The sequence below is a fragment of the Dorea sp. AM13-35 genome, assembly GCF_003473885.1.
Taxonomy (GTDB): domain Bacteria; phylum Bacillota; class Clostridia; order Lachnospirales; family Lachnospiraceae; genus Dorea_D; species Dorea_D hominis.
In genome coordinates, this window is the sequence record NZ_QUCZ01000001.1 from 271,652 (window position 1) to 297,487 (window position 25,836).

Annotated in this window: 22 protein-coding genes; 20 read left to right on the plus strand and 2 right to left on the minus strand. The window is 42.4% G+C overall.

The features are described from left to right. Positions 1 to 6 precede the first annotated feature (6 nt). The 9 genes from DW152_RS01340 to DW152_RS01380 all read left to right on the plus strand — a co-directional run bounded on the left by DW152_RS01340 (position 7) and on the right by DW152_RS01380 (position 8,767). A complete protein-coding gene (locus tag DW152_RS01340) occupies positions 7 to 1,095 on the plus strand; it encodes an FtsW/RodA/SpoVE family cell cycle protein (protein ID WP_264291332.1) in 1,089 nt (362 codons plus the stop codon). Positions 1,096 to 1,128: 33 nt separating this feature from the next. Continuing rightward, positions 1,129 to 1,890 (plus strand): cell division protein FtsQ/DivIB, encoded by a 762-nt coding sequence (locus tag DW152_RS01345; RefSeq protein WP_118287822.1) that lies wholly within the window; start codon positions 1,129 to 1,131, stop codon positions 1,888 to 1,890. Positions 1,891 to 2,101: 211 nt separating this feature from the next. Next, on the plus strand, positions 2,102 to 3,364 hold the full coding sequence (gene ftsZ / locus DW152_RS01350; protein ID WP_118287823.1) for a cell division protein FtsZ: 1,263 nt from the start codon (positions 2,102 to 2,104) through the stop codon (positions 3,362 to 3,364). 222 nt (positions 3,365 to 3,586) lie between these two features. Further along, positions 3,587 to 4,363 carry a sigma-E processing peptidase SpoIIGA gene (locus DW152_RS01355; RefSeq protein ID WP_158549926.1) on the plus strand — a complete coding sequence of 259 codons (777 nt, stop codon included), beginning with the start codon at positions 3,587 to 3,589 and terminating at the stop codon, positions 4,361 to 4,363. Positions 4,364 to 4,374: 11 nt separating this feature from the next. After that, on the plus strand, positions 4,375 to 5,115 hold the full coding sequence (sigE, locus tag DW152_RS01360) for an RNA polymerase sporulation sigma factor SigE (protein ID WP_021861567.1): 741 nt from the start codon (positions 4,375 to 4,377) through the stop codon (positions 5,113 to 5,115). Between the two features lie 104 nt (positions 5,116 to 5,219). After that, positions 5,220 to 6,827, plus strand: a complete 1,608-nt coding sequence (locus DW152_RS01365) for an MBL fold metallo-hydrolase RNA specificity domain-containing protein (protein WP_021861566.1) — start codon at positions 5,220 to 5,222, stop codon at positions 6,825 to 6,827. A 118-nt stretch (positions 6,828 to 6,945) separates the two neighbouring features. After that, entirely contained in the window at positions 6,946 to 7,731 is a 786-nt protein-coding gene (gene sigG, locus DW152_RS01370) for an RNA polymerase sporulation sigma factor SigG (protein ID WP_021861565.1), read from the plus strand. 95 nt (positions 7,732 to 7,826) lie between these two features. After that, positions 7,827 to 8,474, plus strand: coding sequence for an HAD family hydrolase (locus tag DW152_RS01375; protein WP_021861564.1), 648 nt, complete (start codon positions 7,827 to 7,829; stop codon positions 8,472 to 8,474). 29 nt (positions 8,475 to 8,503) lie between these two features. After that, the gene (locus DW152_RS01380) at positions 8,504 to 8,767 is read left to right on the plus strand and encodes a hypothetical protein (protein WP_021861563.1); all 264 of its coding nucleotides are present in this window, start codon (positions 8,504 to 8,506) and stop codon (positions 8,765 to 8,767) included. A gap of 12 nt (positions 8,768 to 8,779) precedes the next feature. On the opposite strand, the gene DW152_RS01385 is transcribed toward DW152_RS01380, so the two are convergent. Further along, positions 8,780 to 9,214 (minus strand): FMN-binding protein, encoded by a 435-nt coding sequence (locus DW152_RS01385; RefSeq protein WP_021861562.1) that lies wholly within the window; start codon positions 9,212 to 9,214, stop codon positions 8,780 to 8,782. 143 nt (positions 9,215 to 9,357) lie between these two features. Between DW152_RS01385 and pth the strand changes: the two genes are divergently transcribed. The 3 genes from pth (at position 9,358) to DW152_RS01400 (ending at position 14,457) form a co-directional block, all read left to right on the plus strand. Beyond that, a complete protein-coding gene (gene pth, locus DW152_RS01390) occupies positions 9,358 to 9,942 on the plus strand; it encodes an aminoacyl-tRNA hydrolase (RefSeq protein ID WP_117538377.1) in 585 nt (194 codons plus the stop codon). Between the two features lie 4 nt (positions 9,943 to 9,946). Further along, positions 9,947 to 13,288 (plus strand): transcription-repair coupling factor, encoded by a 3,342-nt coding sequence (mfd, locus tag DW152_RS01395; RefSeq protein WP_118287824.1) that lies wholly within the window; start codon positions 9,947 to 9,949, stop codon positions 13,286 to 13,288. A gap of 98 nt (positions 13,289 to 13,386) precedes the next feature. Next, entirely contained in the window at positions 13,387 to 14,457 is a 1,071-nt protein-coding gene (locus tag DW152_RS01400) for a peptidylprolyl isomerase (protein ID WP_117538349.1), read from the plus strand. A gap of 173 nt (positions 14,458 to 14,630) precedes the next feature. Here DW152_RS01400 and DW152_RS01405 read toward each other — a convergent pair whose 3' ends face one another. After that, a complete protein-coding gene (locus DW152_RS01405; RefSeq protein ID WP_021861558.1) occupies positions 14,631 to 15,077 on the minus strand; it encodes a GatB/YqeY domain-containing protein in 447 nt (148 codons plus the stop codon). Between the two features lie 184 nt (positions 15,078 to 15,261). Between DW152_RS01405 and DW152_RS01410 the strand changes: the two genes are divergently transcribed. The 8 genes from DW152_RS01410 (at position 15,262) to DW152_RS01445 (ending at position 25,831) form a co-directional block, all read left to right on the plus strand. Further along, on the plus strand, positions 15,262 to 15,822 hold the full coding sequence (locus DW152_RS01410) for a V4R domain-containing protein (protein WP_199537842.1): 561 nt from the start codon (positions 15,262 to 15,264) through the stop codon (positions 15,820 to 15,822). Next, entirely contained in the window at positions 15,812 to 17,071 is a 1,260-nt protein-coding gene (locus DW152_RS01415; protein WP_021861556.1) for a sensor domain-containing diguanylate cyclase, read from the plus strand. Before DW152_RS01410 ends, DW152_RS01415 begins: the two co-directional genes overlap by 11 nt. A 194-nt stretch (positions 17,072 to 17,265) precedes the next feature. Further along, positions 17,266 to 17,814 carry a stage V sporulation T C-terminal domain-containing protein gene (locus DW152_RS01420; protein WP_021861555.1) on the plus strand — a complete coding sequence of 183 codons (549 nt, stop codon included), beginning with the start codon at positions 17,266 to 17,268 and terminating at the stop codon, positions 17,812 to 17,814. A gap of 61 nt (positions 17,815 to 17,875) precedes the next feature. Continuing rightward, positions 17,876 to 18,247 carry a TIGR04086 family membrane protein gene (locus DW152_RS01425; RefSeq protein ID WP_021861554.1) on the plus strand — a complete coding sequence of 124 codons (372 nt, stop codon included), beginning with the start codon at positions 17,876 to 17,878 and terminating at the stop codon, positions 18,245 to 18,247. A gap of 329 nt (positions 18,248 to 18,576) precedes the next feature. Beyond that, positions 18,577 to 20,871, plus strand: a complete 2,295-nt coding sequence (locus tag DW152_RS01430) for a protein translocase subunit SecDF (protein ID WP_021861553.1) — start codon at positions 18,577 to 18,579, stop codon at positions 20,869 to 20,871. 128 nt (positions 20,872 to 20,999) lie between these two features. Continuing rightward, positions 21,000 to 22,802, plus strand: a complete 1,803-nt coding sequence (locus DW152_RS01435) for a single-stranded-DNA-specific exonuclease RecJ (protein ID WP_021861552.1) — start codon at positions 21,000 to 21,002, stop codon at positions 22,800 to 22,802. Between the two features lie 98 nt (positions 22,803 to 22,900). Next, the gene (locus tag DW152_RS01440; protein ID WP_021861551.1) at positions 22,901 to 23,425 is read left to right on the plus strand and encodes an adenine phosphoribosyltransferase; all 525 of its coding nucleotides are present in this window, start codon (positions 22,901 to 22,903) and stop codon (positions 23,423 to 23,425) included. Between the two features lie 63 nt (positions 23,426 to 23,488). Beyond that, positions 23,489 to 25,831, plus strand: a complete 2,343-nt coding sequence (locus DW152_RS01445) for a RelA/SpoT family protein (RefSeq protein WP_021861550.1) — start codon at positions 23,489 to 23,491, stop codon at positions 25,829 to 25,831. Positions 25,832 to 25,836 lie beyond the last annotated feature (5 nt).

A 25,836-nucleotide genomic window follows, 5' to 3' on the forward strand; every position in this document is an offset into this window, starting at 1 on the left:
AATAGTTTGACCACGTTCAAGGTAAGAGTGAAAAAATATGATCTGACACTGCTGGTTGTGCTGATGCTTTTAATTCTGGCGGGACTTGTGATCCTGTACAGTACAAGTGTCTATAATGGCGAAGTGAAGTTTCACGATGCCATGTACTATCTGAAAAAGCAATTATTTGCAACAGCACTGGGACTGGCGGTGATGTATCTGGTAGCAGGTATTGATTATCATATCTGGAAATATGCTGCTGTAGCTGGCTATGTGGGAGCGGTGGCTCTTTCCGTTTTAGTCCTTTTAGCAGGAGAAGAATACAATGGGTCCAAAAGATGGTTGTCTTTGGGCCCTTTTTCGTTTCAGCCTTCTGAATATGCCAAGGTCGCACTGATTTTATTTCTTGCATGGATGGTAAATAAAAATGCTAAGAAAATAGAGAAGATTACGATATTATTCAAGGTACTGTTCTGTATCCTGCCAATTGTAGGGCTGGTCGGAGCAAGTAATCTGAGTACAGCGATCATCATTCTTGGAATCGGAGTGATTCTTGTATTTGTGGCAAGTCCGAAATATGTACAGTTCATCTGGATGGGAGTGATCGGGACAGGATTTATGACGGTATTTCTCATGCTTGAGAGCTATCGCCTGGAGCGCCTTCTGATCTGGCGTAATCCAGAGCAGTTTGCCAAAGGATATCAGACAGTGCAGGGACTGTATGCAATCGGTTCCGGAGGACTGTTCGGCAGAGGGCTTGGCAGAGGAATCCAGAAACTTGGGTTTGTTCCGGAGGCGCAGAATGACATGATTTTTTCTATCATTTGTGAGGAATTTGGGCTGGCAGGCGCCGGCTTTTTGATTTTTTTATTTTCACTGTTATTGTGGCGCTTTTTTGTGATTGCGGTGCATGCGAAGGATCTGTTTGGTGCGCTGATCGTGTCGGGTGCGATGGCACATCTGATGATTCAGGTCATACTGAATATCGCTGTTGTCACCAATGCGATTCCAAATACAGGGATTACATTGCCGTTTGTCAGCTATGGGGGAACGTCGATCGTGTTTCTTCTTGCGGAAATGGGACTTGTGCTGAATGTGTCAACAATGGTAAGATAAAAAAAGCGAAAAAAGCTTTTAGGAGGCAGACAGATGGAAAGAGAAAGAAATGCAAGGCGCAGAAAGAACGCAAAGAAAAAGAAACATGCGCAGAGAATCTACGCACTGGTTGTTCTGATAAGCGGACTTGCGATTATTATAATGACGGTCCTGCTTTTGTTTCATATACAGAGGATTGAAGTAAAAGGAAATGAATACTGTTCGGACAGGGAAGTGGCAGAGAGCATAAAAAGTGGCAGGCTTTCTACAAATTCCCTGTATCTGGTATTACAGTATGGGGTGGGAAAAGGAAACGTGCTCCCGTGTTTTGAAAGTATGCAGGTATCTATGAAAAATCCATGGACCGTGCAGATCCGTGTAAAGGAAAAGACAATTGTTGCCGGTATGAAAGAGGGAGAACAGTATGTTTATTTTGATTCAGAAGGACTTGTTGTAGATAAAAGTGCCGTAAAAAAAATGGTGCCTCTTGTAGAAGGCATCACGTTGACTTCCAGTGGTGAGTACAAGGTATTGGAATGTGCAGATACAAAACTTTTTTCGGAAGTACTGGATGCGTGCCGGGAATTACAGAATTATAATCTGTCAGTGGACAAGATTACCTGCAGGAATGACAGGATCTATTTGCGGATCGCAAATGTAAAAGTAAATCTTGGAGAGAGCATTTCTGCAGAGAAGATTGCACAGATCCCGCCAATTATCGAAAAACTGGGCGGGCAGGAAGGAACTCTGCATTTGGAAAATTACGCTGACGGGCAGGAAACGATCACATTTGAAAAAGCAAAAAAATCAAAATAAAAATAAGAAAAATTCCGCAATTCTATTGATATTTTATACAAAAGCCTATATTATATAATATATATGGCAAGCTGTACTTTTGTATGTGTTGCTTTATGTATAACGCATCGTGCCGCAGTGCCGCAGGATCGGGGAAGATGGCACGGCGGGATACTCGAAGAGTATGGGATGTATAATATATATAATAAGGATAACAAAGGAGGAGAAACCCTTGCTAGAAATTAAGACAAATGAATCAGAAGCAGCGGCAAAGATAATTGTTGTTGGAGTAGGTGGCGGAGGAAATAACGCCGTGAACCGTATGATCGATGAACAGATTGCCGGTGTGGAATTTATAGCTATTAATACAGATAAACAGGCTTTACAGTTATGTAAGGCACCGACACTTATGCAGATTGGTGACAAGATTACAAAAGGACTTGGCGCCGGAGCAAGACCTGAGGTAGGTGAGAAAGCTGCCGAAGAGAGTGCAGAAGAGATTTCCGCAGCACTGAAAGGTGCAGACATGGTATTCGTTACTTGCGGTATGGGCGGCGGAACCGGAACAGGAGCAACTCCTGTTGTGGCAAGAATTGCAAAAGAGCAGGGTGCATTAACTGTCGGAGTTGTAACAAAGCCATTCCGTTTTGAGTCCAAGACACGTATGAGCAATGCTCTTGGCGGAATTGAAAAGTTAAAAGAGAGCGTAGATACTCTGATTGTTATCCCGAATGACAAGTTGTTAGAGATCGTTGACAGACGCACAACTATGCCGGAAGCTCTGAAGAAAGCTGACGAAGTATTGCAGCAGGGTATTCAGGGTATTACCGACCTGATCAATGTTCCTTCACTGATCAACCTGGACTTCGCAGATGTTCAGACTGTTATGACAGACAAGGGTATCGCACATATCGGTATCGGTCAGGGTCGTGGTGATGACAAAGCACTGGAAGCTGTGAAACAGGCAGTTGCCAGTCCACTTCTTGAGACAACGATCGCGGGTGCATCTCATGTTATCATTAATGTATCTGGTGATATTACGCTGATGGATGCTTCTGATGCGGCAGAATTTGTGCAGGACCTTGCAGGAGAAGAAGCAAATATTATCTTCGGTGCTATGTATGATGATTCCAGAGCTGATGAAGCAACGATTACAGTTATCGCTACCGGTCTTCACAATGTAGAAGGAAGCGCTTCTAAGTTAAAATCAAGACTGGAGAACAGAACTACGCAGGCAGGAACCGTATATAACAGAGAATACGAAAGAGAGAGAGTTGCGCAGCCGGTGAGAACACAGTCTCATATTCAGCAGCACGCTAAGTCATCCCAGAAACTGGATGCTGGCATGGCATCTGCAAAGAGCAGTGCATCCGCTTCCGGACAGCAGGTTAGAAGATCGATGGGAGGAACAGCACCGACTCTTGAGACACCGAGAACACCTACGAGCAAGGTGAAGGAACAGTCCATCAAGATTCCGGATTTCTTTAAGAAATAAGTGTTTTTGTAAACAAAATAAAGACATAAGCAACAAAGAAGCTTACATTTTTATCGATAGATGAAGATGCAGGCTTCTTTGTTTTATCGCTGTCAGTTTCCGTCGAAAGAAACTGACAAAATCACGCCAGATTCTGACAAAATTCTAAAGGGCATATCTTTATAATAATAATTGCACATGGACCAAATCGATTTAGTTTCCAAAGGAAAAAGAAGGTGGAAAATGCAGTACGAACTGTACATAGATGTATTTTTCCTGATCAATGCCATTATGGATTGGATGCTCCTTAAGATAACAGGGAAAATCCTTTCGTGTAAAGTAGGAAAAATGCGTATCCTGTGGGGAGCATTTCTTGGAGCATTTTTGACATGTATTGTCTGGAGTATTCCTGGTATTCCAGGAATTTTGAAACTGCTTTTTTTCTACACTTTTGTAAATGTTGTTATGATTCAGGCAGGACTGGGAATCAGAAGAAGCAGAGAGCTTGTGAGAGCGTTCATCGTTCTCGGAATCAGCGCAGTGCTTATGGCAGGTATTCTGTCCCTGTTTCGGCAATATATCCGTTATGGCAGCCTTTTCTTTGGATGTGTGATTGCGGGGGACTACCTGGCAGGTGGAATTCTCTGGATGTTACAGCAGTTGTTCAGAAAGAAATTCGGAACATGCAGAATCCGTCTGGAGCATGCGGGGCAGAACTATGATGGAAAAGCACTGATTGATACGGGAAACCGTCTGCGTGATCCGGTCAGTGGAGAACCGGTAAATATACTGGATCCGGAAATAGCGGAATGTCTGCTGAAAGAAGAAATTCCACAGATGCGTGAGATCGCATATCACAGTATTGGGAAAGAAAATGGTGTTATGAAAGCTTTCCGGATAGAAAGAATGATATTTCCAGAGAAGGAAAATATGGTCATAAAGAACGGATTAGTTGCGGTCAGTGAGGAAAAGATCCTATGCGAAGATTGTCGGATGATTCTGAATCCTGATATTTTTTAGGAGGAAATCATATGGTAATTAAAGTTGCAGTACCGAATCAGTTCAAATTAAAAATCATTCCGGGTATCCGTACATTTTTATTTCCGGATCATCGGGAAATCCATTATATAGGAGGATCGGAGATTCTTCCGGCACCACTTTCACCGGAGAAGGAAGAAGCGACGATCAGAAGTCTTAAGAATGGAGATGCGAATGAAGCAAGAAAGCTTCTGATCGAACATAATCTTCGTCTGGTTGTGTATATAGCAAAGAAATTTGATAATACGGGAGTTGGTGTGGAAGATCTGATTTCCATCGGAACGATCGGACTGATCAAAGCGATCAATACGTTCAATCCGGAGAAAAAAATCAAGCTTGCTACATATGCATCCAGATGCATTGAAAATGAGATTTTAATGTATCTGCGCAGAAATAATAAAACAAAGATGGAAGTATCGATTGATGAGCCGTTAAATGTGGATTGGGATGGAAATGAGCTGCTGCTTTCAGATATACTTGGCACGGATGAAGATACCATTTACCGGGATATGGAGCAGGAAGCAGAAAAGAAAGTGTTGTTTGGGGCAATCAACCGGCTGAGCGCAAGGGAGCAGACGATCATACGAATGCGATTCGGATTGAATGATGCGAAAGGTGAAGAAAAAACACAGAAGGAAGTGGCGGATATTCTTGGCATATCCCAGTCTTATATTTCGAGGCTGGAAAAGAAGATCATGCAGAGACTGAAAAAAGAAATGCTGAAGTATTCTTGATGATCGTTAATGCATGTGAAAAATGCCGAAAAATGACTGATATTCAGAAAATATAGAAAAAGAAATGAAAAAGTGGTACAATAAAGAAAAAAGGGGCTGATGATATGAAGCTTATATTTATCGGTGCAGACCATGAAGTTACAGGAAGCTGCCACTTGATTGAGGCATGCGGAAAACATATTCTCGTAGACTGTGGAATGGAACAGGGACCGGATCTGTATGAGAATCAGGAAATCCCGGTAAAGGCAGGAGACATCGATTATGTGCTTCTGACACACGCACATATTGATCATTCTGGAAAGATTCCACTGTTGTGCAAGGAAGGTTTCAGAGGAGAGATCATATCTACATTTGCAACAGCAGACCTCTGCGATATCATGCTTCGTGACAGTGCACATATCCAGGAGTTTGAAGCACAGTGGAGAAACAGGAAGGCAATGCGAAGTGGCGAACCATTATATGAGCCGTTATATACGATGGAGCATGCAATGGCAGCAATCAAACTTCTGCATCCGTGTGATTATGAACAGCGGATCACACTCTGTGACGGTATTGATATCCGTTTTACAGATGTGGGGCATCTGCTTGGATCAGCAGCGATCGAAATCTGGATCACAGAAGAAGGCGAGACGAGAAAACTCGTATTTTCCGGTGACGTGGGGAATGTGAACCAGCCGATCATCAAAGACCCAAAAACAGTAAAAGAAGCAGATTATGTTGTGATCGAATCGACGTACGGTAATCGTACACATGGAGAAGATATTCCGGATTATGTAGGAGAATTTACAAGAATCCTGCGAGAAACATTTGCGAAAGGAGGAAATGTTGTAATTCCGTCTTTTGCTGTTGGGAGAACACAGGAGATCCTGTATTTTATCCGTGAGATCAAAGAGAAGAATCTGCTTCCGGAATATCCGGGATTTGAAGTATATGTAGACAGCCCTCTTGCGATAGAAGCAACGAACGTATTCCAGAAAAATGTACAGTCCTGCTTTGATGAAGATGCAATGAAACTGATACAGCAGGGAATCAACCCGCTTGTATTTCCGGGCTTACGCACAACGATTACAAGTGATGAGTCAAAACTGATCAATTTTGATGAAAAACCAAAAGTTATACTGTCAGCATCTGGTATGTGTGAAGCTGGCCGTATCAGACATCATCTGAAACACAATCTGTGGAGAAAAGAATGTACGATCTGCTTTGTAGGCTATCAGGCAGTGGGAACATTGGGAAGAAAGTTGATCGAGGGAGCACAGGTTGTAAAACTGTTCGGTGAAAATGTGGAAGTCAATGCGAAAATCGAAGTGCTGAAAGGTATCAGTGGCCATGCAGATATGAACGGACTGCTATACTGGATGAGTGGGTTTACTTCTGATATCCGGCATGTCTTTGTCGTACACGGAGAAGATCAGGTAACAGATGAATTTGCTGCTCTTATTGAGGAAAAATTTGGCTATCCGGCGTTTGCACCTTATTCCGGCGGAAGCGTAAATCTGCTGACCGGAGAGATTATAAGTGAAGGTATACGGATGCCGAAGAAAGCATCTGAGAAACCGGAGAAAATCCGGAAACATACCGCATTTGAACGTGTGGTTGCGGCTGCGAAGAGACTGCTGGAGGTCGTTTATAAGAATGAGGGACTCGCCAATAAAGAGCTTGCAAAATTAGAATCCCAGATCCAGAATCTTGCAGATAAATGGGACAGATAGAAAAGAATGTCAAGGGATAAAAGTTTTTTTATTTTATCTTAAGACCGCATAACGTGTGTAGATATGGAGATGATTTCTACTAGAAAAGAAAGTACATCTGGTAGAGGAGGATCTCGATATGACACAGGGAAAAGTAGAAATATGTGGAGTGAATACAGCAAAGCTTCCAATCCTGAGTGAAAAGGAGAAGGAAGCTTTGTTTGCGCGTATAAAAGAAGGAGATGAAGAGGCGAAAGATGCTTATATCAAAGGAAATCTAAGGCTGGTGCTGAGTGTGATCCGGCGCTTTTCTGCGAGCAGTGAAAACTCGGATGATTTATTTCAGATCGGCTGTATCGGTCTTATTAAAGCAATCAATAATTTTAATACAGAATTGGACGTAAAGTTTTCTACTTATGCAGTTCCGATGATCGTTGGAGAAATCCGTCGTTATATGCGGGATAACAATTCCATCCGTGTTAGCAGATCCCTGCGAGATACAGCGTACAAAGCGATTTACGCAAGGGAAAATTATATGAAACAGTATCAGAAAGAGCCGACCGTGCAGGAAATTGCAAAAGAAGTAGGCATATCGAAAGAAGATATTGTCTTTGCGATGGACGCAATCCAGACACCGGTAAGTCTGCAGGAGCCGGTGTATAACGATGGCGGAGATGCACTTTATGTGATGGATCAGATCAGTGACCATAAAAATAAAGAAGACAGATGGATTGAGAATCTGTCACTGGAAGCGGCAATGAACCGTTTAAATGAAAGAGAGAGGTATATCATTGATCTGCGCTTTTTTGAAGGAAAAACACAGATGGAAGTGTCGGATGAAATTGGAATTTCACAGGCACAGGTCAGCAGACTGGAAAAAAATGCACTGCGTATTATGCGGCGCTATCTTGGGGACGGAAAATGATTCCGTTCCTTTTTGATTGCAGATTGAAAGGAATTTTTAGTTGCATTTTAGAACAGGTCATACTATTATATTAATTGCATGGAGGACATAAGAAAATGAAAGCTTGTATTTTTGATTTAGATGGAACACTTACAGATACTCTGGAATCGCTTGTATATTCCGTACGCGCCACATTGAGAGAGATGGGATTGCCGGAGATTACGAAAGAGCAGTGCAGAACTTTTGTTGGAAATGGTGCCAGACGTCTGATGGAAGAATCGCTGGCAGCTGTCGGTGATGAGAATGCAGAACGGCTGGAAGAAGGAATGCAGGTTTATGGAAGAATATTTGATGAGAACTGTACATATCATGTAACACCTTACGAAGGAATTGTTAAGATGCTTGAAGCATTGAAAGACAGAGGAATCAAACTCGCCGTATTATCCAACAAACCACATGCACAGGCGGTAAAGGTTGTGCGTAAGATCTTTGGTGACGGAGTGTTTGATTACGTGTCCGGGCAGCAGGAAGGAATTAGGAGAAAACCCGCGCCGGATGGTGTATGGCATATTCTGGAGGTACTGGGTGCAGAGGCATCGGAATGTCTGTATGTGGGAGATTCTGAAGTGGATATAGAAACGGGAAAGAATGCAGGTCTTAAGACGATTAGTGTAACTTGGGGCTTCCGTTCCGAACAGGAATTAAGAGAAGCAGATCCGGAGCATATGATCGCGAAGCCGGCAGATCTTCTTGCATATGTTTAAAAGTCTATGAGAGGAAGGAGGAAAAGAGCATGTATGAGTATGATGAGGAATGTCTGAAAACATTTCTGGAGAATCAGTCACAGCTTTTTGACGAGCCGGTGGCAGAGACGCTGGAAGGAGCAGAAGCTTTTCTGGAGGAATGCATGGCAACGATCGTAGAGAATATTGATGAAGTCCGTGAATTTCTTGAAGAAGAGGGACTTGACGTTGAAGGAATGTCTTCTGAAGAACTGGAAGACGCATCTGAAGTATTCGTACTTCCGGGGGGACGTTATTTGATCGTAGAAGGATAGGAAAAGCCGCAGCTATTTGGATGCTGCGGCTTTTTCTAACGCTTCTTGTATTGCATTTATAATGATCTGGGAAGTGTAAGGATTGTCTTTGGAGTAGGAGATATTTTCTAAAGACTGTTTTTCGTAGACCTGGTCGGCAATCTCTTCGAGAGTGGGCTGTATCAGTGGGTACATGGCAGTAACAGATTCGCTTAAGTTTGTGAATCGGATTGAACTAATTTTGGAACTGTCAACGGTTACTTCCACTTCCAGATCTGTATTATTTAAAGTGAGGGAAGAAGAATAAGTTCCCGGCGTATATGTCTGGCCGGAAGTCTTTTTTTCTTCCTTTTTTGGTCCGAACATAAAGAAAAGAAGTAAAATCAGTATAAGTGCAAGAACAGCAAATACGACTGTATATATAATTTCTCTCATATGCAGTACAATTATTTTAGTTTTGGAACTCATCAGCGACCTCCTGTATATTATAGATTCTATTTGCTTTCTATAATGTATGAAAAAAAACGGAAAAATATACATGTATTTTTTCCGTGACAAATGAGTAGAGTTCCTGTAGAATGTTAAAAGAGAAAATGGAAGGTGAGAAACATATGTATATAATTGCAGGACTTGGTAATCCTACCATGCAGTATGAAGGAACCAGACATAATGCCGGGTTCGATGTCATAGATGCACTGGCAGACAAATATAATATATCCGTAGACGGGCGTAAGAACAGAGCCTATATCGGTAAAGGAATCATAGAAGGACAGAAAGTACTCCTTGTAAAACCGCAGACTTACATGAATCTGAGCGGTGAGAGCATTGGGGGGCTGGTTGATTATTTTAAAATAGATGAAGAACAGGATCTGATCGTCATTTATGATGACATCAGTCTGTCGCCGGGACAGATCCGTATCCGTAAGAAAGGAAGTGCCGGAGGACATAACGGGATCAAAAATATTATTGCCCATCTGGGAACCCAGGTATTTCCAAGGATTAAGGTCGGAGTGGGAGAGAAACCGAAAAAATATGACCTTGCCGATTATGTGCTGAGTCATTTTACAAAGGCGGAGAGGAAAGAGATGGAAGAAGGCTACCAGAAAGCAATTCAGGCTGTGGAGAAGATCCTTGCCGGTGAGATGGAAGCGGCTATGAATGAATTTAACCGTAAGGTGAAGCCTAAGGAGGCATAAAAGTATGAAGGCGCTGACAGAACCGTTACGAGAGCTGGCGGAATTTGAAGATATTTATAAAAAAAGAAAAGAAAACCCCGGGATGATACGCATTTCGGGGTGTGTTACTTCTCAGAAAACACATTTTATGTACGCACTTGGCGATGGCTCCGCTTACAGAGTCATCGCCTGTTCCGGTGAGTCAAAAGCGAGAGCTTTATATGAAGAGTATAAGATGCTTTCGGAAGATGTGTATCTGTATCCGTCAAAGGATTTTCTGTTTTATCAGGCAGATATAAGAAGTAAAGAGCTGGTGAAGCAGCGAATGGAGGTGCTGGAGGCGGTTATTCAGAAGGAGCAGGTGACGGTTGTTACGAGTTTTGATGCATTTATGGATGTGCTGCTTCCGAAAGAGACGATCCGTGAACGTGTGATTCATATAAAGAATACGGATACACTGGATCTGAAGGAACTGGAAGACCGACTGGTGAAGATTGGATATGACAGAGAAGTACAGATTGAAGGTCCCGGTCAGTTTGCCGTTCGGGGAGGGATTATTGATATTTATCCACTTACAGAGAATCTGCCTGTACGGATCGAACTGTGGGGGGATGAAGTGGATTCTGTCCGCAGTTTCGATGTGGAGACACAGCGTTCAATCGAAAATCTGACGGAAGTGTTCATTTATCCGGCAGTAGAGTATCCGACTGACGAAGAAAAAGGCGTATCGTTTCTTGATTATTTTGAAAAAGAAAAGACAATCCTGTTTCTGGATGAGCCAGTAAGACTTCTGGAAAAAGGCGAAGGCGTGGAAGAAGAGTTCGTAGAAGCGCAGAAGCGTCGTGTAGAGAATGGCTGCAAAGTTTCGGATGAAGAGATGCGGATGTATACCGTTGAAGAGTTGAAAAAAAAGATGAATGGATATGCATCTGTCGGATTTATGGCATTGGAAATGCGCGCACCGGGGCTGGAACTCCGGGAATCCTACCAGTTACAGACAAAGAGCGTTAATCCATATAACCGGAGCTTTGAACTTCTGACGCAGGATCTTAAAAGATTGAAAAGAGGAAAATACCGCGTTGTATTATTGTCCGGTTCAAGAACGCGTGCCAAACGTCTTGCCGAAGACTTAAGAGATTATGATCTGAGTAGTTATTACAGTGATGATTCGGACAGGCTTGTGAAACCGGGAGAGATTATGACAGCATACGGACATATTGCAGAAGGATATGAGTATCCGATGCTGAAATTTACAGTCATTGCAGAGAGTGATATTTTCGGAAAGGCGAAGAAAAAGAAAAAAAGAAAAATTTATGAAGGACGGAAGATCCAGAACTTTTCTGAGCTGAAGCCGGGAGATTACGTTGTACATGAGAATCACGGCCTTGGGATCTATCAGGGAATCGAAAAGATTGAGGTTGATAAGATTACCAAAGATTACATGAAAATTGCCTATGCCAAGGGCGGCAATCTTTATATTCCGGCAACACAGCTTGATCTGATCCAGAAATATGCCAGCGCGGATGCAAAGAAGCCGAAACTTAACCGTCTCGGCTCCCAGGAATGGGTGAAGACGAAGAAAAGAGTCCGCGGTGCGGTAAAGGTTATCGCCAAAGATCTGGTAGAACTGTATGCAGTAAGACAGAACCAGGAAGGTTATGTGTACGGACCGGATACGGTATGGCAGCAGGAATTTGAAGAGATGTTCCCGTTTGAAGAGACGGAAGATCAGATGCATGCGATCGAAGCAGTGAAGAAAGACATGGAGAGCAAGAAGATCATGGATCGTCTGATCTGCGGGGATGTTGGCTATGGAAAAACGGAAGTTGCCATCCGTGCGGCATTTAAAGCAGTACAGGAAGATAAGCAGGTTGTCTATCTCGTCCCGACAACTATTCTTGCACAGCAGCATTACAATACATTTGTTCAGCGTATGAAAGAATTTCCGGTGCGTGTGGATCTGATGTGCCGATTCCGTACACCGTCGCAGCAGAAAAAGACGATACAGGATCTGAAAAAAGGGCTTGTTGATATTGTCATCGGTACACACCGTGTGCTGAGCGAAGATGTGGAATTTAAAAATCTCGGATTGCTCATTATTGATGAGGAACAGCGCTTTGGTGTGCAGCATAAAGAAAAGATCAAGAAAATGAAAGAAAATGTCGATGTGCTGACGCTTACGGCGACACCGATACCAAGAACTCTGCACATGAGTCTCATCGGTATCCGTGATATGAGTGTACTGGAAGAAGCTCCGGAAGAGCGTATGCCAATCCAGACTTATGTCATGGAATATAATGATGAAATGGTACGTGAGGCGATTGAGCGTGAATGTGCCAGACAGGGACAGGTTTATTATGTATATAATCGGGTGGAAGATATTGCAGATGTGGCAGGTAGGATTCAGAAACTTGTACCGGATGTAAATGTGGCATATGCACATGGACAGATGCGGGAGCATGAACTGGAAAAGATCATGTATGATTTCATTAACGGGGAAATCGATGTGCTTGTATCTACGACAATTATTGAAACAGGACTGGATATTTCCAATGTCAATACAATGATCATCCATGATGCGGATAGACTGGGACTTTCTCAGCTCTACCAGCTTCGTGGACGTGTCGGAAGGTCGAACCGCATGGCATACGCATTTTTACTGTACAGAAGAAATAAACTTTTAAAAGAAGTAGCAGAAAAACGACTGGCGGCGATCCGGGAATTTACAGATCTGGGTTCCGGTTTTAAGATTGCCATGAGGGATCTGGAGATCCGTGGAGCGGGAAATCTGCTTGGAGCTGAACAGCATGGGCATATGGAAGCAGTCGGTTATGATCTGTACTGTAAAATGTTAAACGAAGCAGTCAAACAGTTAAAAGGTGAGATGGAGGAAGAAGATTTTACGACAACCATTGATCTGAATGTAGATGCATTTATCCCGGATTCCTATATTCCGAATGAATACCAGAAACTGGATATTTATAAAAGGATCGCGGCAATCGAATCGGACGAAGAACGGGAAGATATGGAGGAAGAACTGATCGACCGTTTTGGAGATTCGCCGAAAAAAGTTGGTACCCTTCTGGAAGTTGCTGCACTGAAAGCAAGAGCACATAAGCTTTATGTGACGACAATTGAACAGAAAGGTGACATGTATACCTTTACAATGTATGAACATGCGAAAGTACAGCCAGAGAGGATTCCGAAGCTGATCGAACTGTTCCGGGGGAGTCTTACATTCCGTGCAGAGAATTATACATTTGTATATGTTCACAAGATTCGGAATAAAAGAGAAAAACCACCGATGCCAACAGAGATTGTAGCAAAGGTTCTGGATGGTATTGCAAGAATTCTGGTACAAAACTAATAAAATCTTAATAATCATTCGGGAATAGCCGGTTGACTCATTCTGGTATGTTAAGCTATACTTAAGAGAACGATCAGAATGCAGAAGGGAAATAAGATATGAAGAAAAGAATCACAGCAGTGATACTCGCAGCAGTGCTTGCAGTCACAACGCTTACCGGATGCAGTTCATCAATGAGTGGAAAAGATGCGGCAGTAACGGTAAATGGGATTGATGTAACTGCTGATATTGCTGAATTTTATGCAAGATATATCCAGGCGGGATATGAGACTTACTATGCGGCATATATGGGAAATGATATGTGGGGATCCCGTGCTGAAAAGGGCAATAATTATGAAGATGCAGTCAAAGAACAGGTGATAGAAGATCTGGAGACGATGCTGTTATCGGAAGAGCATATGAAAGAATATAAGGTGACGCTCTCCCAGGCAGAAAAAGATGTGATTGAGAAGTCAGCCAGAGAATTTGATGAAGATAATGCGCTTCATAATAAGAATCAGGTGTCCGGTGAAAGAAAGACAGTAAAGCGCCTGCTTACACTGATGGCTGTAGAGAGTAAAGTGAAAAAAGCAGTAGAAGATAAAGCAGATGTGAAAGTCACGAATGAAGAGGCAAAACAGAAGCGGATGCAATATGTTCTGTTCCCTTATAAAGAGACGAAAGAGACCGGAAAAGGACTTGAACTTTCCGCTGCTGAGAAGAGACAGGCAAAAGCAGATGCAGAAGCTTTTCTGGAACATGCAAAAGAGAAGAAGGATTTTGAGAAAGCGGCACAGGATGCCGGGAAGATTTATAAAGAAGTGACATTTGATTCCGCATCTATAAAGCCGGACAAGAAGCTAGTGAAGGCAGCAGATGAACTTTCCAAGGGAGATCTTACTGATGTGGTTGAGACAGAAGAGGGATGTTATGTAGCAAAGCTTGTCAGCTTGAAAGACAGAAAAGCAACAGCGGATAAGAAGAAAAAATTGATTGCACAGCGAAAGAATAAGATTTATGAGCAGACGAAAGATGAATGGCTGATGGAAGCGGATATCAGCATACACAAAAGAGTATGGAGATCGATTTCTTATGCGAATCTCGGTGTGCGGATCAAGCAGAAAGAAGAGAAGCCTTATACAGAACATATGAAGACGGACGATCAGACGAATACAGATGTTGATTATTAAAAGATATCAGAGTCAAAAGATGCCATGCAAATGGTTTCGTACTTCGTACTTTTTCAGGCTTTTAACTTTGGCATCAAAAAACAGCAGGTACGGATGTATCTGCTGTTTTTATTATGGCGATGAACTAAGAACCGATCATTTTACGGTCACGGTATTTGAAAAAAGGTGACAGGTTAGTTCATATAAGTCATTAAAATATCATTGACCAGTTTGCCGTCGGCTTTGCCTTTGACTTTTGGCATCAGAACTTTCATGATCTTACCTTTGTCTTTTGCTTCAGGTGCTTCGATTCCGACTTCGGAAAGTGTCGCGTCGATGACAGCGCGGATCTCAGCTTCATCCATCATCTTTGGAGCATACTGCTCTAAAACTGCGAGACGTTTGTTGCACTCGTCAATGATCTCAGTGCGGTCGGCAGGTGTCATTTCCAGAGTTTCTTTAGTCTGTTTAATTTCTTTTAAGATAACCTGAGTTTCTTCCTCGGCGGTCAGGTCAGAACGTTTGTCAATCGCTTTATTCTTAAGAGCTGCGAGTAACATAGATAAGGTTTCCTTGCTTTCTTTATCACCGGCTTTCATAGCTTTTACCATGTCAGCGCGGACTTCATCGATTTTACTCATATTTCATTCCTCCTCTTTAAATCTGCTATCCATTATACAGAAATACGGTGAAAATATCCAGAGTTATGTAAAATCTTTCACATGATATTTTTGGCAACATTACGTTGAATCTTGTTTTTGATAATGATATACTAAATCTGGATGTACATTTGCACAGAGTCTAGAGAGGAAATACAGAAGGACAATGAGTAATAATATTTTTATGGGGGACCGCAGTCCTATTTCATTTGAAGAATATTTGCAGTTTAATGAAAATGGACGGGGCAATCTTGGGGATATGCTTCCGGTAACAGTATACCGGATGTTGGAATATTCGATCAAAGAAGAGCTTGTAAATAATTTCGGAAAAGAAAAGCAGATAGAGATTTTTCGGAAAGCAGGACGCAAATCCGGTGAATATTTTGCAAAGAATATGATGAATCTCGACCAGCCACTGGATTCATTTCTGAGTGAGTTACAGCGAAAACTGGAAGAATTTAAGATTGGTGTTTTAAGAATTGAAAGTATAGAAGAAAAGAGCGGGAAAATCATATTGACCGTATCGGAAGATGCGGACTGTTCAGGACTTCCGATTCTTGGCGAGACTGTATGTAATTATGATGAAGGATTTATTTCCGGAATTTTATCTGTATATACAGATAGGCCATATGAAGCCATTGAAGTAGACTGCTGGGCTACTGGTGACCGTGTATGCCGGTTTCATGCAAATGTAATAGAAGACGGGGAACAGACAGATGAAACATAAAGATAATTGTGAACAGTTATTTGAATATCTTCGCAGTATTTTATATGACGATAAAGTGAATGCTTTGCAGATAGATGATCTGGAACCTGCTTTTGAGAAACTTGGAAAAGGAATGCAGTATCTGGAACAGGCGGTACGAGAGATGAAAGAATATTCTGCGGCGATATCTGTGGGAAATCTTTCGGTGGAAGCGCCGCCGCGTGAGAATTTCCTGTGTAAGAATCTCAAAAATATCCATGCAAATCTGAACCATTTAAGTTGGCAGGCAAAACAGGTTGCCAAAGGAGATTATTCCCAGAGTGTTTCTTATCTGGGAGAATTTTCGGAAGCGTTTAATACAATGACAAAGCAGTTAAAAGAGCGGGAACAGTATCTGAAGCAGGAAGCAGAACGTGAGAAGACACATGCGAATATGGTAGAAAGTTACAATCAGCTTTTGATCCAGCTGATCGAGCGAAGCAAAGAAGACATTCTTGTTTTAAGTAAAGACAGACAGGAAACACTGTATTGCAGCGGGAAGAGTCTGTCAGATTCAAAACACAGAGAAATTTACGAGATCTGCCGGGAAAGACTTGCAGAAAAACTTGCAGAGGTTGAGGCGGAAGAGAATGCCTGTGAGTGTGAATGGGAGTGGGAAGAACAGGTGTCCGATCATCGCTATTATTATGTCGCTACAGGATTTATGGAGTGGCAGGGTGAGAAAGCATACGCACATATTATACGTGATATCACGGAAGAAAAGGAACGTGAGGAAAAACTGGAAGAGAAGGCATATCTGGATGCGCTTACCGGGATTGGTAACCGTAATCTTCTGGTTGGAAAGATGAAAGAATTTCTTGAAAAAAGCGAAAAATTTGTGTTCTGCTACTGTGATCTCGATCATTTAAAATATATCAATGATACTTATGGTCATGAAGAAGGAGACTGGTATCTGAATCATTTTGTCGATATAGTACAAGAACAAATCCGAAAGAAGGATCTGTTTGCAAGGATTGGTGGAGACGAATTCTGCATTGCGATTGAAGAATGTGACAAAGCATATCTGAGAGAACGGATGCAGATGATCCAGGAAGCTTTCCGCACCAGAGTAGAACGTCCATATCTGAAAGATTTCAGCTTTGGTATTATTGATTCTTTTGAATTTCCGGTGAAAGCATCGGTGCATGAGCTGATCCAGGAAGCAGATAAACGTATGTATAGCCAGAAAGAAGAACATCGAAGAGCACTGGAGCTTCATAACCGCACATAGGCGGGTATGAAGCTCCTGATATTTCTATGGCTGGGAGCTGTCAGTGGCAGTCTCGGCAGGTTTTATGAAATACAGAATATTTTTACATATTTTCCATATACTAACTGCGCAGATTATATATAGAAAATATTACAGAAATCAGGAAACTTATAAATCAAAAAGCAGTTAAAATAACTTGGGTATTGGAGGAGAATATGAAAGCCACAGGAATAGTCAGAAGGATAGATGATCTCGGGCGCGTCGTTGTTCCAAAAGAAATCCGCAGAACACTCCGCATTCGGGAAGGAGATCCGTTAGAGATATTTACAGACCGGGAAGGTGAAATCGTATTGAAGAAATATTCACCAATCGGCGAATTGAGTGCACTGGCGGGAAATTATGTGCAGAGCTTATCGCAGAGCCTGCACTGCACGGCAGCAATCTGCGATATGGATCAAATCGTTGCGGTGGCAGGTGGAGGTAAAAAAGAACTGGACGAGCAGCTTATCAGTAAAGAACTGGAAGAAATACTGTTAAAAAGGAAAAAACTGCTTGCATTTCAGGAGGATTCTTCTTATATAAATGTTGTGGATGTTGAAGAGTCTGCTTTCACCGGAGAAGCAATCGGCCCGATTTTGTGTGAAGGGGACGTGATTGGAGGTGTGCTTTTACTTGGCGAAAAGAACCGAAAGAAATTAACCGATCTGGAAATGCAGGTCGCCGTCTGCGTTGCAGATTTTCTCGGCAGACAGATGGAACAATGAGGAAGAAACAGGAATAAAAGCCCTTTTCTTTTCATACTTTTGATAAAGAGGAGGGAAGAAGATGAACAGGCTGGAAAAAAATCAGAAAATCATATGGCTGTTGAAGGCATTGCTTTTTTCCTATGTAGTAACAGGCATCAGTCTGCTGCTGTTGTCTGTTTTGTTGTACAAATTTGAATGGAATGAGCATCTTGTTTCGGCAGCAATTGTGGCAGTATATGTATTATCAACGGTTGTAGGAGGAATTGTGATCGGAAAGCTGGTCAGAACCAGACGCTTTTTCTGGGGACTCCTTCTGGGAAATTTATATTTTATTCTGCTTCTGGTCATTACGATCATACTGTATCGTTCGCTTTCCGGAAATGGGCTTAATATGCTGACGGCATGGATTCTCTGTACAGGTGGCGGCATGACAGGCGGTATGATCTCATAAAAATTACGGAAGTAAGATAACGGAATACAATAAAGGAAAAATGAGCCTCTGATATCAGATGAAAAGCATGGTATCAGAAGCTTTTTGTTATGGCGACGAGGAAAATGCGTCATGCTTACATGACAGCATTTGACGACCGCTAATCAGCGGATAAAACTCGCAAAGCATGTTTTACCGCAGCCTGTGAATTGTTCGGTGAAATATAAGGAAAAGGTTTTCAATTTGGATAAATTGTGCTAAACTAACAAAGTGGACTGTATACGCTGAAAGCATATAATTTCAGACAGTGCAGTTTATGGAGTCGGAAAGAAAGGAAAGGTTTAGCAATTATGAAAAAGGGGAAGGGTATACTGAGTCTGATCTTGACGATCGTGCTGATTGGACTTCTGGGATTTACCACTGCTGTCGGATTCGGAAAAGGTCATACCGGTTCGGCACAGAATATCAAGCTCGGACTGGATCTGGCAGGCGGTGTCAGTATTACATATAAAGTAAAAGATGACAACCCGACAGACAGCGAGATGAATGATACGATCTACAAGTTGCAGAAGCGTGTAGAACAGTACAGTACAGAAGCTTCTGTTTACCAGGAAGGTAAAGACAGAATCAACATTGAGATTCCGGGTGTTTCCAATGCAAATGAGATTCTGGATGAACTTGGACAACCGGGTTCTTTGTATTTTATTTCACAGACAGACAGCAAAGGCAAAGCCAATTATAAACTTGTCAGCTCTACAGGAGATGCTGCGAAAGATTACAAGCTTTCAAAATCTCTGGAAGAAATGCAGAAAGACGGCTCTATTGTTCTGACAGGAACAGATGTCAAATCTGCAAAAGCACAGACGACAGAGAATCCGACAACAAAAGCAAAAGAGAATATTGTATCACTGACGTTTACAAAGGCAGGAACGAAGAAGTTTGCAGATGCTACGAAGAAAGCTTACAAAGCACGCGAGAGTATCGGTATTTACTACGACGGAGCATTTGTTAGTGTGCCGAATGTACAGAATGAGATTACAGATGGTTCTGCACAGATTTCAGGAAATATGACATTTGAAGAGGCAGACGGACTTGCTTCTACGATTCGTATCGGTGGACTGAAACTGGAATTGGAAGAACTCCGTTCCCAGGTTGTGGGAGCACAGCTCGGAGAGCAGGCAGTACATACAAGTTTAGTAGCAGGTGCGATCGGACTTGCGGTTGTGTTCCTGTTTATGTTATGGGTATATTACTTGCCGGGACTTGCGTCCGGACTTGCACTTCTGATTTATACAGGATTGGTAATGGTTATCCTGAATGCATTTGACATTACACTGACGTTACCGGGAATTGCAGGTATTATCCTGAGTATCGGTATGGCGGTGGATGCCAACGTTATCATCTTCGCTCGTGTGAAAGAAGAGATGACGGCAGGCAGAGGAGTGAAGAATTCACTGAAGACCGGATTCCACAAAGCGATGTCAGCGATCGTTGACGGTAACGTAACAACACTGATTGCAGCAGCAGTTCTGTGGTTTAAGGGTTCCGGTACAGTAAAAGGATTCGCACAGACACTTGCAATAGGTATCATTGTATCGATGTTTACAGCACTTGTTATCACACGTATGATCGTATATGCGTTCTATGGTGTCGGTATCAGAAACGAAAAATTCTACTATCGTCCATGGAAGAAGGAAAGAAAGACTATTGATTTCCTTGCAAAGAAAAAGTATTTCTTTACATTCTCAATTGCTGTTATGGTAATTGGACTTGGAATCATGGGATTCCATGCATCAAAAGGAGACGGAGCATTTGCATATGGTTTGGACTTCCAGGGTGGTACAGCTACGAATGTAACATTTAATGAGGACTACTCTATCAATGATATTGATGCGAAGATCGTACCTGTTGTAGAGAAGACAACCGGTGATCACAATGTTCAGACACAGAAAGTTGCCGGAACAAAACAGATTATCATCAAGACCGTTACATTAAGCTTAAAACAGCGTGAAGCGCTGAACAAAGCGATGGTAGATAACTTTAAAGTAGATGAATCTAAGATCACTGCAGAGAATATCAGCTCTACTGTAAGCAGTGAGATGCGTCAGGATGCAGTTATTGCGGTTATTATTGCAGCCATCTGTATGCTGTTGTATATCTGGTTCCGATTCAAAGATATCCGCTTTGCAACCAGTGCCGTACTTGCATTGCTACATGATGTAATAATCGTAATCATCTTCTACGGTGTTGTAAGAATTTCTGTAGGTAATACATTTATTGCGACAGTGCTTACAATTGTTGGATATTCGATCAACGCGACGATCGTTATCTTTGACCGAATCCGTGAAGAACTGCGTGGCAGAAAGAAAGCAGCAGATCTGGATATGCTTGTAAACAAGAGCATTACACAGACTTTGACAAGAAGTATTTATACCTCTCTGACAACGTTTGTTATGGTAGCAATCCTGTTTATTCTTGGTGTTAGTTCTATTAAGGAATTTGCTGCACCGCTGATGGTAGGTGTTGCATGGGGGGCTTACTCTTCTGTATGTATTACAGGTGCACTGTGGTATGTCATGAAGATGAAAATCGGTGCAAAAGCACAGCCTGCAAAACAGACGGGAGGCAAAAAGAAGAAAAAATAATACGGTTCCGATATAAGAACATAAGCAGCCATGACCATAGATCCTATGGTTGTGGCTGTTTCCTTACTGCCATCTGACTGTCAGAAGCGGAGGGCAGTTTATAAAAAAGAGAACTAAAGGAGAAGCAGATGGAACGCTGGGTATTACTTCGCAAAGGAGCAAAGTTTGAGGAACTGAGCGAAAAATTTCATATTAGTAAACAACTGGTAAGTCTGATCAGAAATCGGAATGTCATAGGAGAGGAAGCGATGGAGAAGTATCTTCATGGAACGATTTCAGATCTGTATGATGGCATGCTGTTAAAAGATATGAACAGAGCCATTGACATATTGACAGAGAAGATTGCGGATAAGAAGAAAATACGTGTGATCGGAGATTATGATATCGATGGTGTGAATGCAACGTATATTTTACTGGAAGGACTGGAAGGACTGGGAGCAGAGGTGGATTATGATATTCCAAACCGTATGACAGATGGCTACGGTCTGAGCAATGAGCTGATCGAGCGGGCGGCAAGTGCCGGAGTCGATACGATTCTCACCTGTGACAATGGCATTGCCGCCAGGAAAGAGATCGCATATGCGAAAGAACTTGGCATGACTGTGATCGTAACAGATCATCATGAAGTGCCTTATGAAGATGAGCAAAAACAGGAAGAAAAAGATCAGACTGCGGAAATGACTTATAAAGGTAAAAGAAAATATATTCTTCCGCCGGCAGATGCAGTCATTGACCCGAAACAGCCGGACTGCAATTATCCTTATGAGGGGATCTGCGGAGCAACAGTTGCATACAAGTTGATGGAAGCATTGTATGAGGTGACAGGACATGATGTGGATGATATCGATTACCTTATAGAAAATGTTGCAATGGCAACGATTGGTGATGTGATGGATCTGGAAGATGAAAACCGGATCTTTGTGCGGGAAGGTCTTGAAATGCTAAAGCGGACTGCCAATCCGGGGATGCGTTCGCTTATGGAATGCAATGGAATTGAAAAGGAGCGGCTGAATTCCTATCATATCGGTTTTGTGATCGGACCGTGTCTCAATGCCGGAGGAAGGCTGGATACGGCAAAACGCGCACTGGAGCTTTTGCGGGCGAAGAACAAAAAAGAAGCAGATGTTCTGGCAGGAGATCTGAAGGCACTGAATGACAGCCGGAAAGATCTGACTGCGAAAGCCGTGAAAGAAGCGATTGAATATATAGAACACTCCACATTAAAAGAAGATAAAGTACTGGTAGTGTATCTGCCGGAATGTCATGAGAGTCTGGCGGGAATTGTGGCAGGAAAGATCCGGGAAAAATACTACAGGCCAGTCTTTGTTATCACGGACGCTAAAGAAGGAGCAAAAGGCTCCGGCAGATCGATTGAAGCTTATTATATGTATGAGAAACTTCATGAGTGTGAAGAACTTCTGGATAAATATGGTGGACATAAGATGGCGGCGGGACTGTCCCTTCCGGTGGAGAATATCGATAAGCTGCGCAGAAAACTGAATGAGAAATGTATGCTGAGTGAGAAGGATCTTTCGGAAAAGATAACAATTGATATGCAATTGCCATTTTCCAAGATATCGCCGAAGTTTATCGATGAGATCAAATTGCTGGAGCCATTCGGTAAAGGTAATACCAAGCCGGTATTTGCAGAAAAAAATCTGGTAATACGCAGCGCGAGGGTTCTTGGACGCAACAAAAATGTATTGAAAATGCGTCTGGAAAATGCAGAGCATGTCATATTGGATGCGGTTTATTTTGGTGAAGTAGAGAAGTTTATCGGTTACCTGGAGGAAAAATATGGAAAACAGGAAGTAACAGAGCTTCTTACAGGCGGCAGAAGCCAGATGACAATCCAGGCAACCTTTTATCCGGAAATCAACGATTATCTGGGCAGAAAAACATTGCAGATTGTAGTGATGCATTATCGGTAAATGGGATCATAGGTGAATATCTATAGAATTATTTGAAAATCATATCAAGTAATGATATACTAATTTTGTATTTTATCATGAAACGGAGAAGATGCATTATGAAACAGATAGAAGAATATGTAAGAAGTATTGAGGATTTTCCGGAAGAAGGTATCATCTTCCGTGATGTAACAAGTGTGTTACAGGACGCAGACGGACTGCATTTGGCAATTGATCTGATGCAGGAGAAGTTAAAAGAATTAGATTTTGATATCGTTGTTGGACCGGAATCCAGGGGATTTATTTTCGGTGTTCCGATTGCATATAATTTACACAAGCCATTCGTGCCAATCCGCAAAAAAGGCAAATTACCATGCGAGACCATAGGAATCAAGTATGATCTTGAATATGGAAGCGCCGAACTGGAGATGCACAGAGATGCGATTAAACCAGGGCAAAAAGTTGTGATCATTGACGATCTTATTGCAACAGGAGGAACGAATGAAGCGATGGTCAAGCTGGTCGAAGGACTTGGCGGTGTTGTAGTGAAAGCAGTATTCCTGATGGAACTGGCAGGACTCAAAGGCCGTGAGCGTCTGAAAGGATATGACGTAGAGTCTGTAATCTGCTATCCGGGCAAGTAATCCGTAATATAAGGTAGAACAGACAGATAAAGGAAAGAGAAATCAGAGGAAGGAGGCGTTAATATGTCAAAGACAACGTATGAGTCATTGGATAATAAGATTGCGGCAAGCACTCTTACCAAAGATCTTACAAAAGGGCTGGATGTTGTGGATGGTCATGGGATTAAGAAGCCGGGTGAGTATGAGAACCCGGACGAGCTGTATGACATGTTAATTGCCCGTATCCGGAAGTACCATCCGTCTACGGATGTCAGTATGATTGAAAAAGCATATGCTCTGGCGAAAGAGGCACACGGAGACCAGTGCCGTAAGTCCGGAGAACCATATATTGTGCATCCGCTCTGGGTTGCGATCATTCTGGCAAATCTGGAGATGGATAAAGAGACGATTGCAGCAGGAATGTTACATGATGTCGTAGAGGATACAAAATATACAGAAGAAGATATCAAACGTGAATTTGGAGATGAAGTAGCACTTCTTGTAGATGGAGTTACAAAACTCGGACGATTATCCTATTCTTCCGATAAACTGGAAGTACAGGCGGAGAATCTCCGTAAGATGTTTCTTGCCATGGCAAAAGACATCCGTGTTATCATTATCAAATTGGCTGACCGTCTGCATAACATGCGGACACTGCAGTTTATGACTCCTGCAAAGCAGAAGGAAAAAGCAAAAGAGACGATGGATATATATGCACCAATCGCCCAGAGACTTGGTATTTCCAAGATCAAGACTGAGCTGGATGACCTGGCACTCAAATATTCACAGCCGGAAGTCTTTTTTGATCTGGTGAATCAGATCAATGCAAGAAAAACAGAACGTGAAGAATTTGTAGATCAGATCGTTCAGGAAGTATCGACACATATGAAGAATGCCAATATCAAATGTGAAGTGAACGGACGTGTCAAGCATTTCTTCAGTATTTATAAGAAGATGGTCAATCAGGACAAGACCGTAGATCAGATCTACGATTTGTTTGCAGTCCGTATTATTGTAGATTCTGTGAAGGACTGTTATGCGGCGCTTGGTGTCATCCATGAGATGTATACACCGATTCCGGGACGTTTCAAGGATTATATTGCAATGCCAAAACCAAACATGTACCAGTCGCTACATACGACACTGATGAGTTCTGTGGGACAGCCATTTGAGATACAGATCCGTACGGTTGAGATGCATAAGACAGCAGAGTATGGTATCGCAGCACACTGGAAATATAAGGAATCCAACGATGGCAAGAAGAGTGTGGAGGCACAGGAAGAAGAGAAGTTAAGCTGGCTTCGTCAGATTCTGGAATGGCAGAGAGATATGTCAGATAACAGAGAGTTCTTGAATCTGATCAAAGGAGATCTGGATCTGTTTGCGGAAGATGTTTATTGCTTTACACCGCAGGGAGATGTCAAAAACCTTCCGAACGGATCAACACCGATTGATTTCGCTTATGCGATTCATAGTGCTGTCGGTAATAAGATGGTCGGTGCCAGAGTCAACGGTAAACTTGTAAATATAGACTATAAGATCCAGAACGGTGACCGTATTGAGATACTGACATCCCAGAACTCCAAAGGACCGAGTCGTGACTGGCTGAATATCGTTAAGAGTACACAGGCGAAGAACAAGATCAATCAATGGTTCAAGAAGGAGTTTAAAGAGAGCAATATCATAAAAGGAAAAGAGATGATCGTTGCTTACTGTAAAGCCAAATCCATCAATGTTTCCCATATTACGAATATGAAATACCAGGAGACGGTACAGAGAAAATATGGTTTCAAAGATTGGGATTCTGTGCTTGCGGCGATTGGTCATGGAGGCCTAAAAGAAGGACAGGTTGTAAATCGACTGGTAGAAGAATACAGCAAGGAACACAAGCAGGAGCTTACCGATGAGAGTGTACTGGAGAAGGTTGCGGAAGCGTCCAAGAATAAAGTGCACATTGCCAAATCCAAGAGTGGAATTGTGGTTAAGGGGATAGATGATGTTGCAGTTCGTTTTTCCAGATGCTGTAATCCGGTTCCGGGTGATGAGATTGTTGGTTTTGTTACACGTGGAAGAGGATTATCTATCCACAGGACAGACTGTATCAATATGATTCATCTGACAGAATCTGAACGTGCAAGACTGATTGATGCTGAATGGGAAAGTGACGTTACACAGGAAGCGACCGGACAGTACCTTGCAGAGATCAAGATGTATGCACATGACAGACAGGGATTTTTAATGGAGATGTCCAAGATCTTTACAGAGGCAGATGTGGATGTCAAATCTATGAATGTGCGTACAAGCAAGCAGGGAACTGCGACGATCGAGACAGGATTTATTGTTCATGGCAGAGACGAATTAGAGCATATTGTGAAGAAACTGCGCCAGATCGAGGGCGTGATCGATATTGAAAGAACGACGGGGTAAAACTG

Bases quoted from the DNA above. Each gene is read 5' to 3' on its own strand.
- DW152_RS01345 (WP_118287822.1), top strand. From the start codon at position 1,129: ATGGAAAGAGAAAGAAATGCAAGGCGCAGAAAGAACGCAAAGAAAAAG.
- DW152_RS01355 (WP_158549926.1), top strand. From the start codon at position 3,587: ATGCAGTACGAACTGTACATAGATGTATTTTTCCTGATCAATGCCATT.
- sigE (WP_021861567.1), top strand. From the start codon at position 4,375: ATGGTAATTAAAGTTGCAGTACCGAATCAGTTCAAATTAAAAATCATT.
- DW152_RS01365 (WP_021861566.1), top strand. From the start codon at position 5,220: ATGAAGCTTATATTTATCGGTGCAGACCATGAAGTTACAGGAAGCTGC.
- sigG (WP_021861565.1), top strand. From the start codon at position 6,946: ATGACACAGGGAAAAGTAGAAATATGTGGAGTGAATACAGCAAAGCTT.
- DW152_RS01375 (WP_021861564.1), top strand. From the start codon at position 7,827: ATGAAAGCTTGTATTTTTGATTTAGATGGAACACTTACAGATACTCTG.
- DW152_RS01380 (WP_021861563.1), top strand. From the start codon at position 8,504: ATGTATGAGTATGATGAGGAATGTCTGAAAACATTTCTGGAGAATCAG.
- DW152_RS01385 (WP_021861562.1), bottom strand. From the start codon at position 9,214: ATGAGTTCCAAAACTAAAATAATTGTACTGCATATGAGAGAAATTATA.
- pth (WP_117538377.1), top strand. From the start codon at position 9,358: ATGTATATAATTGCAGGACTTGGTAATCCTACCATGCAGTATGAAGGA.
- mfd (WP_118287824.1), top strand. From the start codon at position 9,947: ATGAAGGCGCTGACAGAACCGTTACGAGAGCTGGCGGAATTTGAAGAT.
- DW152_RS01400 (WP_117538349.1), top strand. From the start codon at position 13,387: ATGAAGAAAAGAATCACAGCAGTGATACTCGCAGCAGTGCTTGCAGTC.
- DW152_RS01405 (WP_021861558.1), bottom strand. From the start codon at position 15,077: ATGAGTAAAATCGATGAAGTCCGCGCTGACATGGTAAAAGCTATGAAA.
- DW152_RS01410 (WP_199537842.1), top strand. From the start codon at position 15,262: ATGAGTAATAATATTTTTATGGGGGACCGCAGTCCTATTTCATTTGAA.
- DW152_RS01415 (WP_021861556.1), top strand. From the start codon at position 15,812: ATGAAACATAAAGATAATTGTGAACAGTTATTTGAATATCTTCGCAGT.
- DW152_RS01420 (WP_021861555.1), top strand. From the start codon at position 17,266: ATGAAAGCCACAGGAATAGTCAGAAGGATAGATGATCTCGGGCGCGTC.
- DW152_RS01425 (WP_021861554.1), top strand. From the start codon at position 17,876: ATGAACAGGCTGGAAAAAAATCAGAAAATCATATGGCTGTTGAAGGCA.
- DW152_RS01430 (WP_021861553.1), top strand. From the start codon at position 18,577: ATGAAAAAGGGGAAGGGTATACTGAGTCTGATCTTGACGATCGTGCTG.
- DW152_RS01435 (WP_021861552.1), top strand. From the start codon at position 21,000: ATGGAACGCTGGGTATTACTTCGCAAAGGAGCAAAGTTTGAGGAACTG.
- DW152_RS01440 (WP_021861551.1), top strand. From the start codon at position 22,901: ATGAAACAGATAGAAGAATATGTAAGAAGTATTGAGGATTTTCCGGAA.
- DW152_RS01445 (WP_021861550.1), top strand. From the start codon at position 23,489: ATGTCAAAGACAACGTATGAGTCATTGGATAATAAGATTGCGGCAAGC.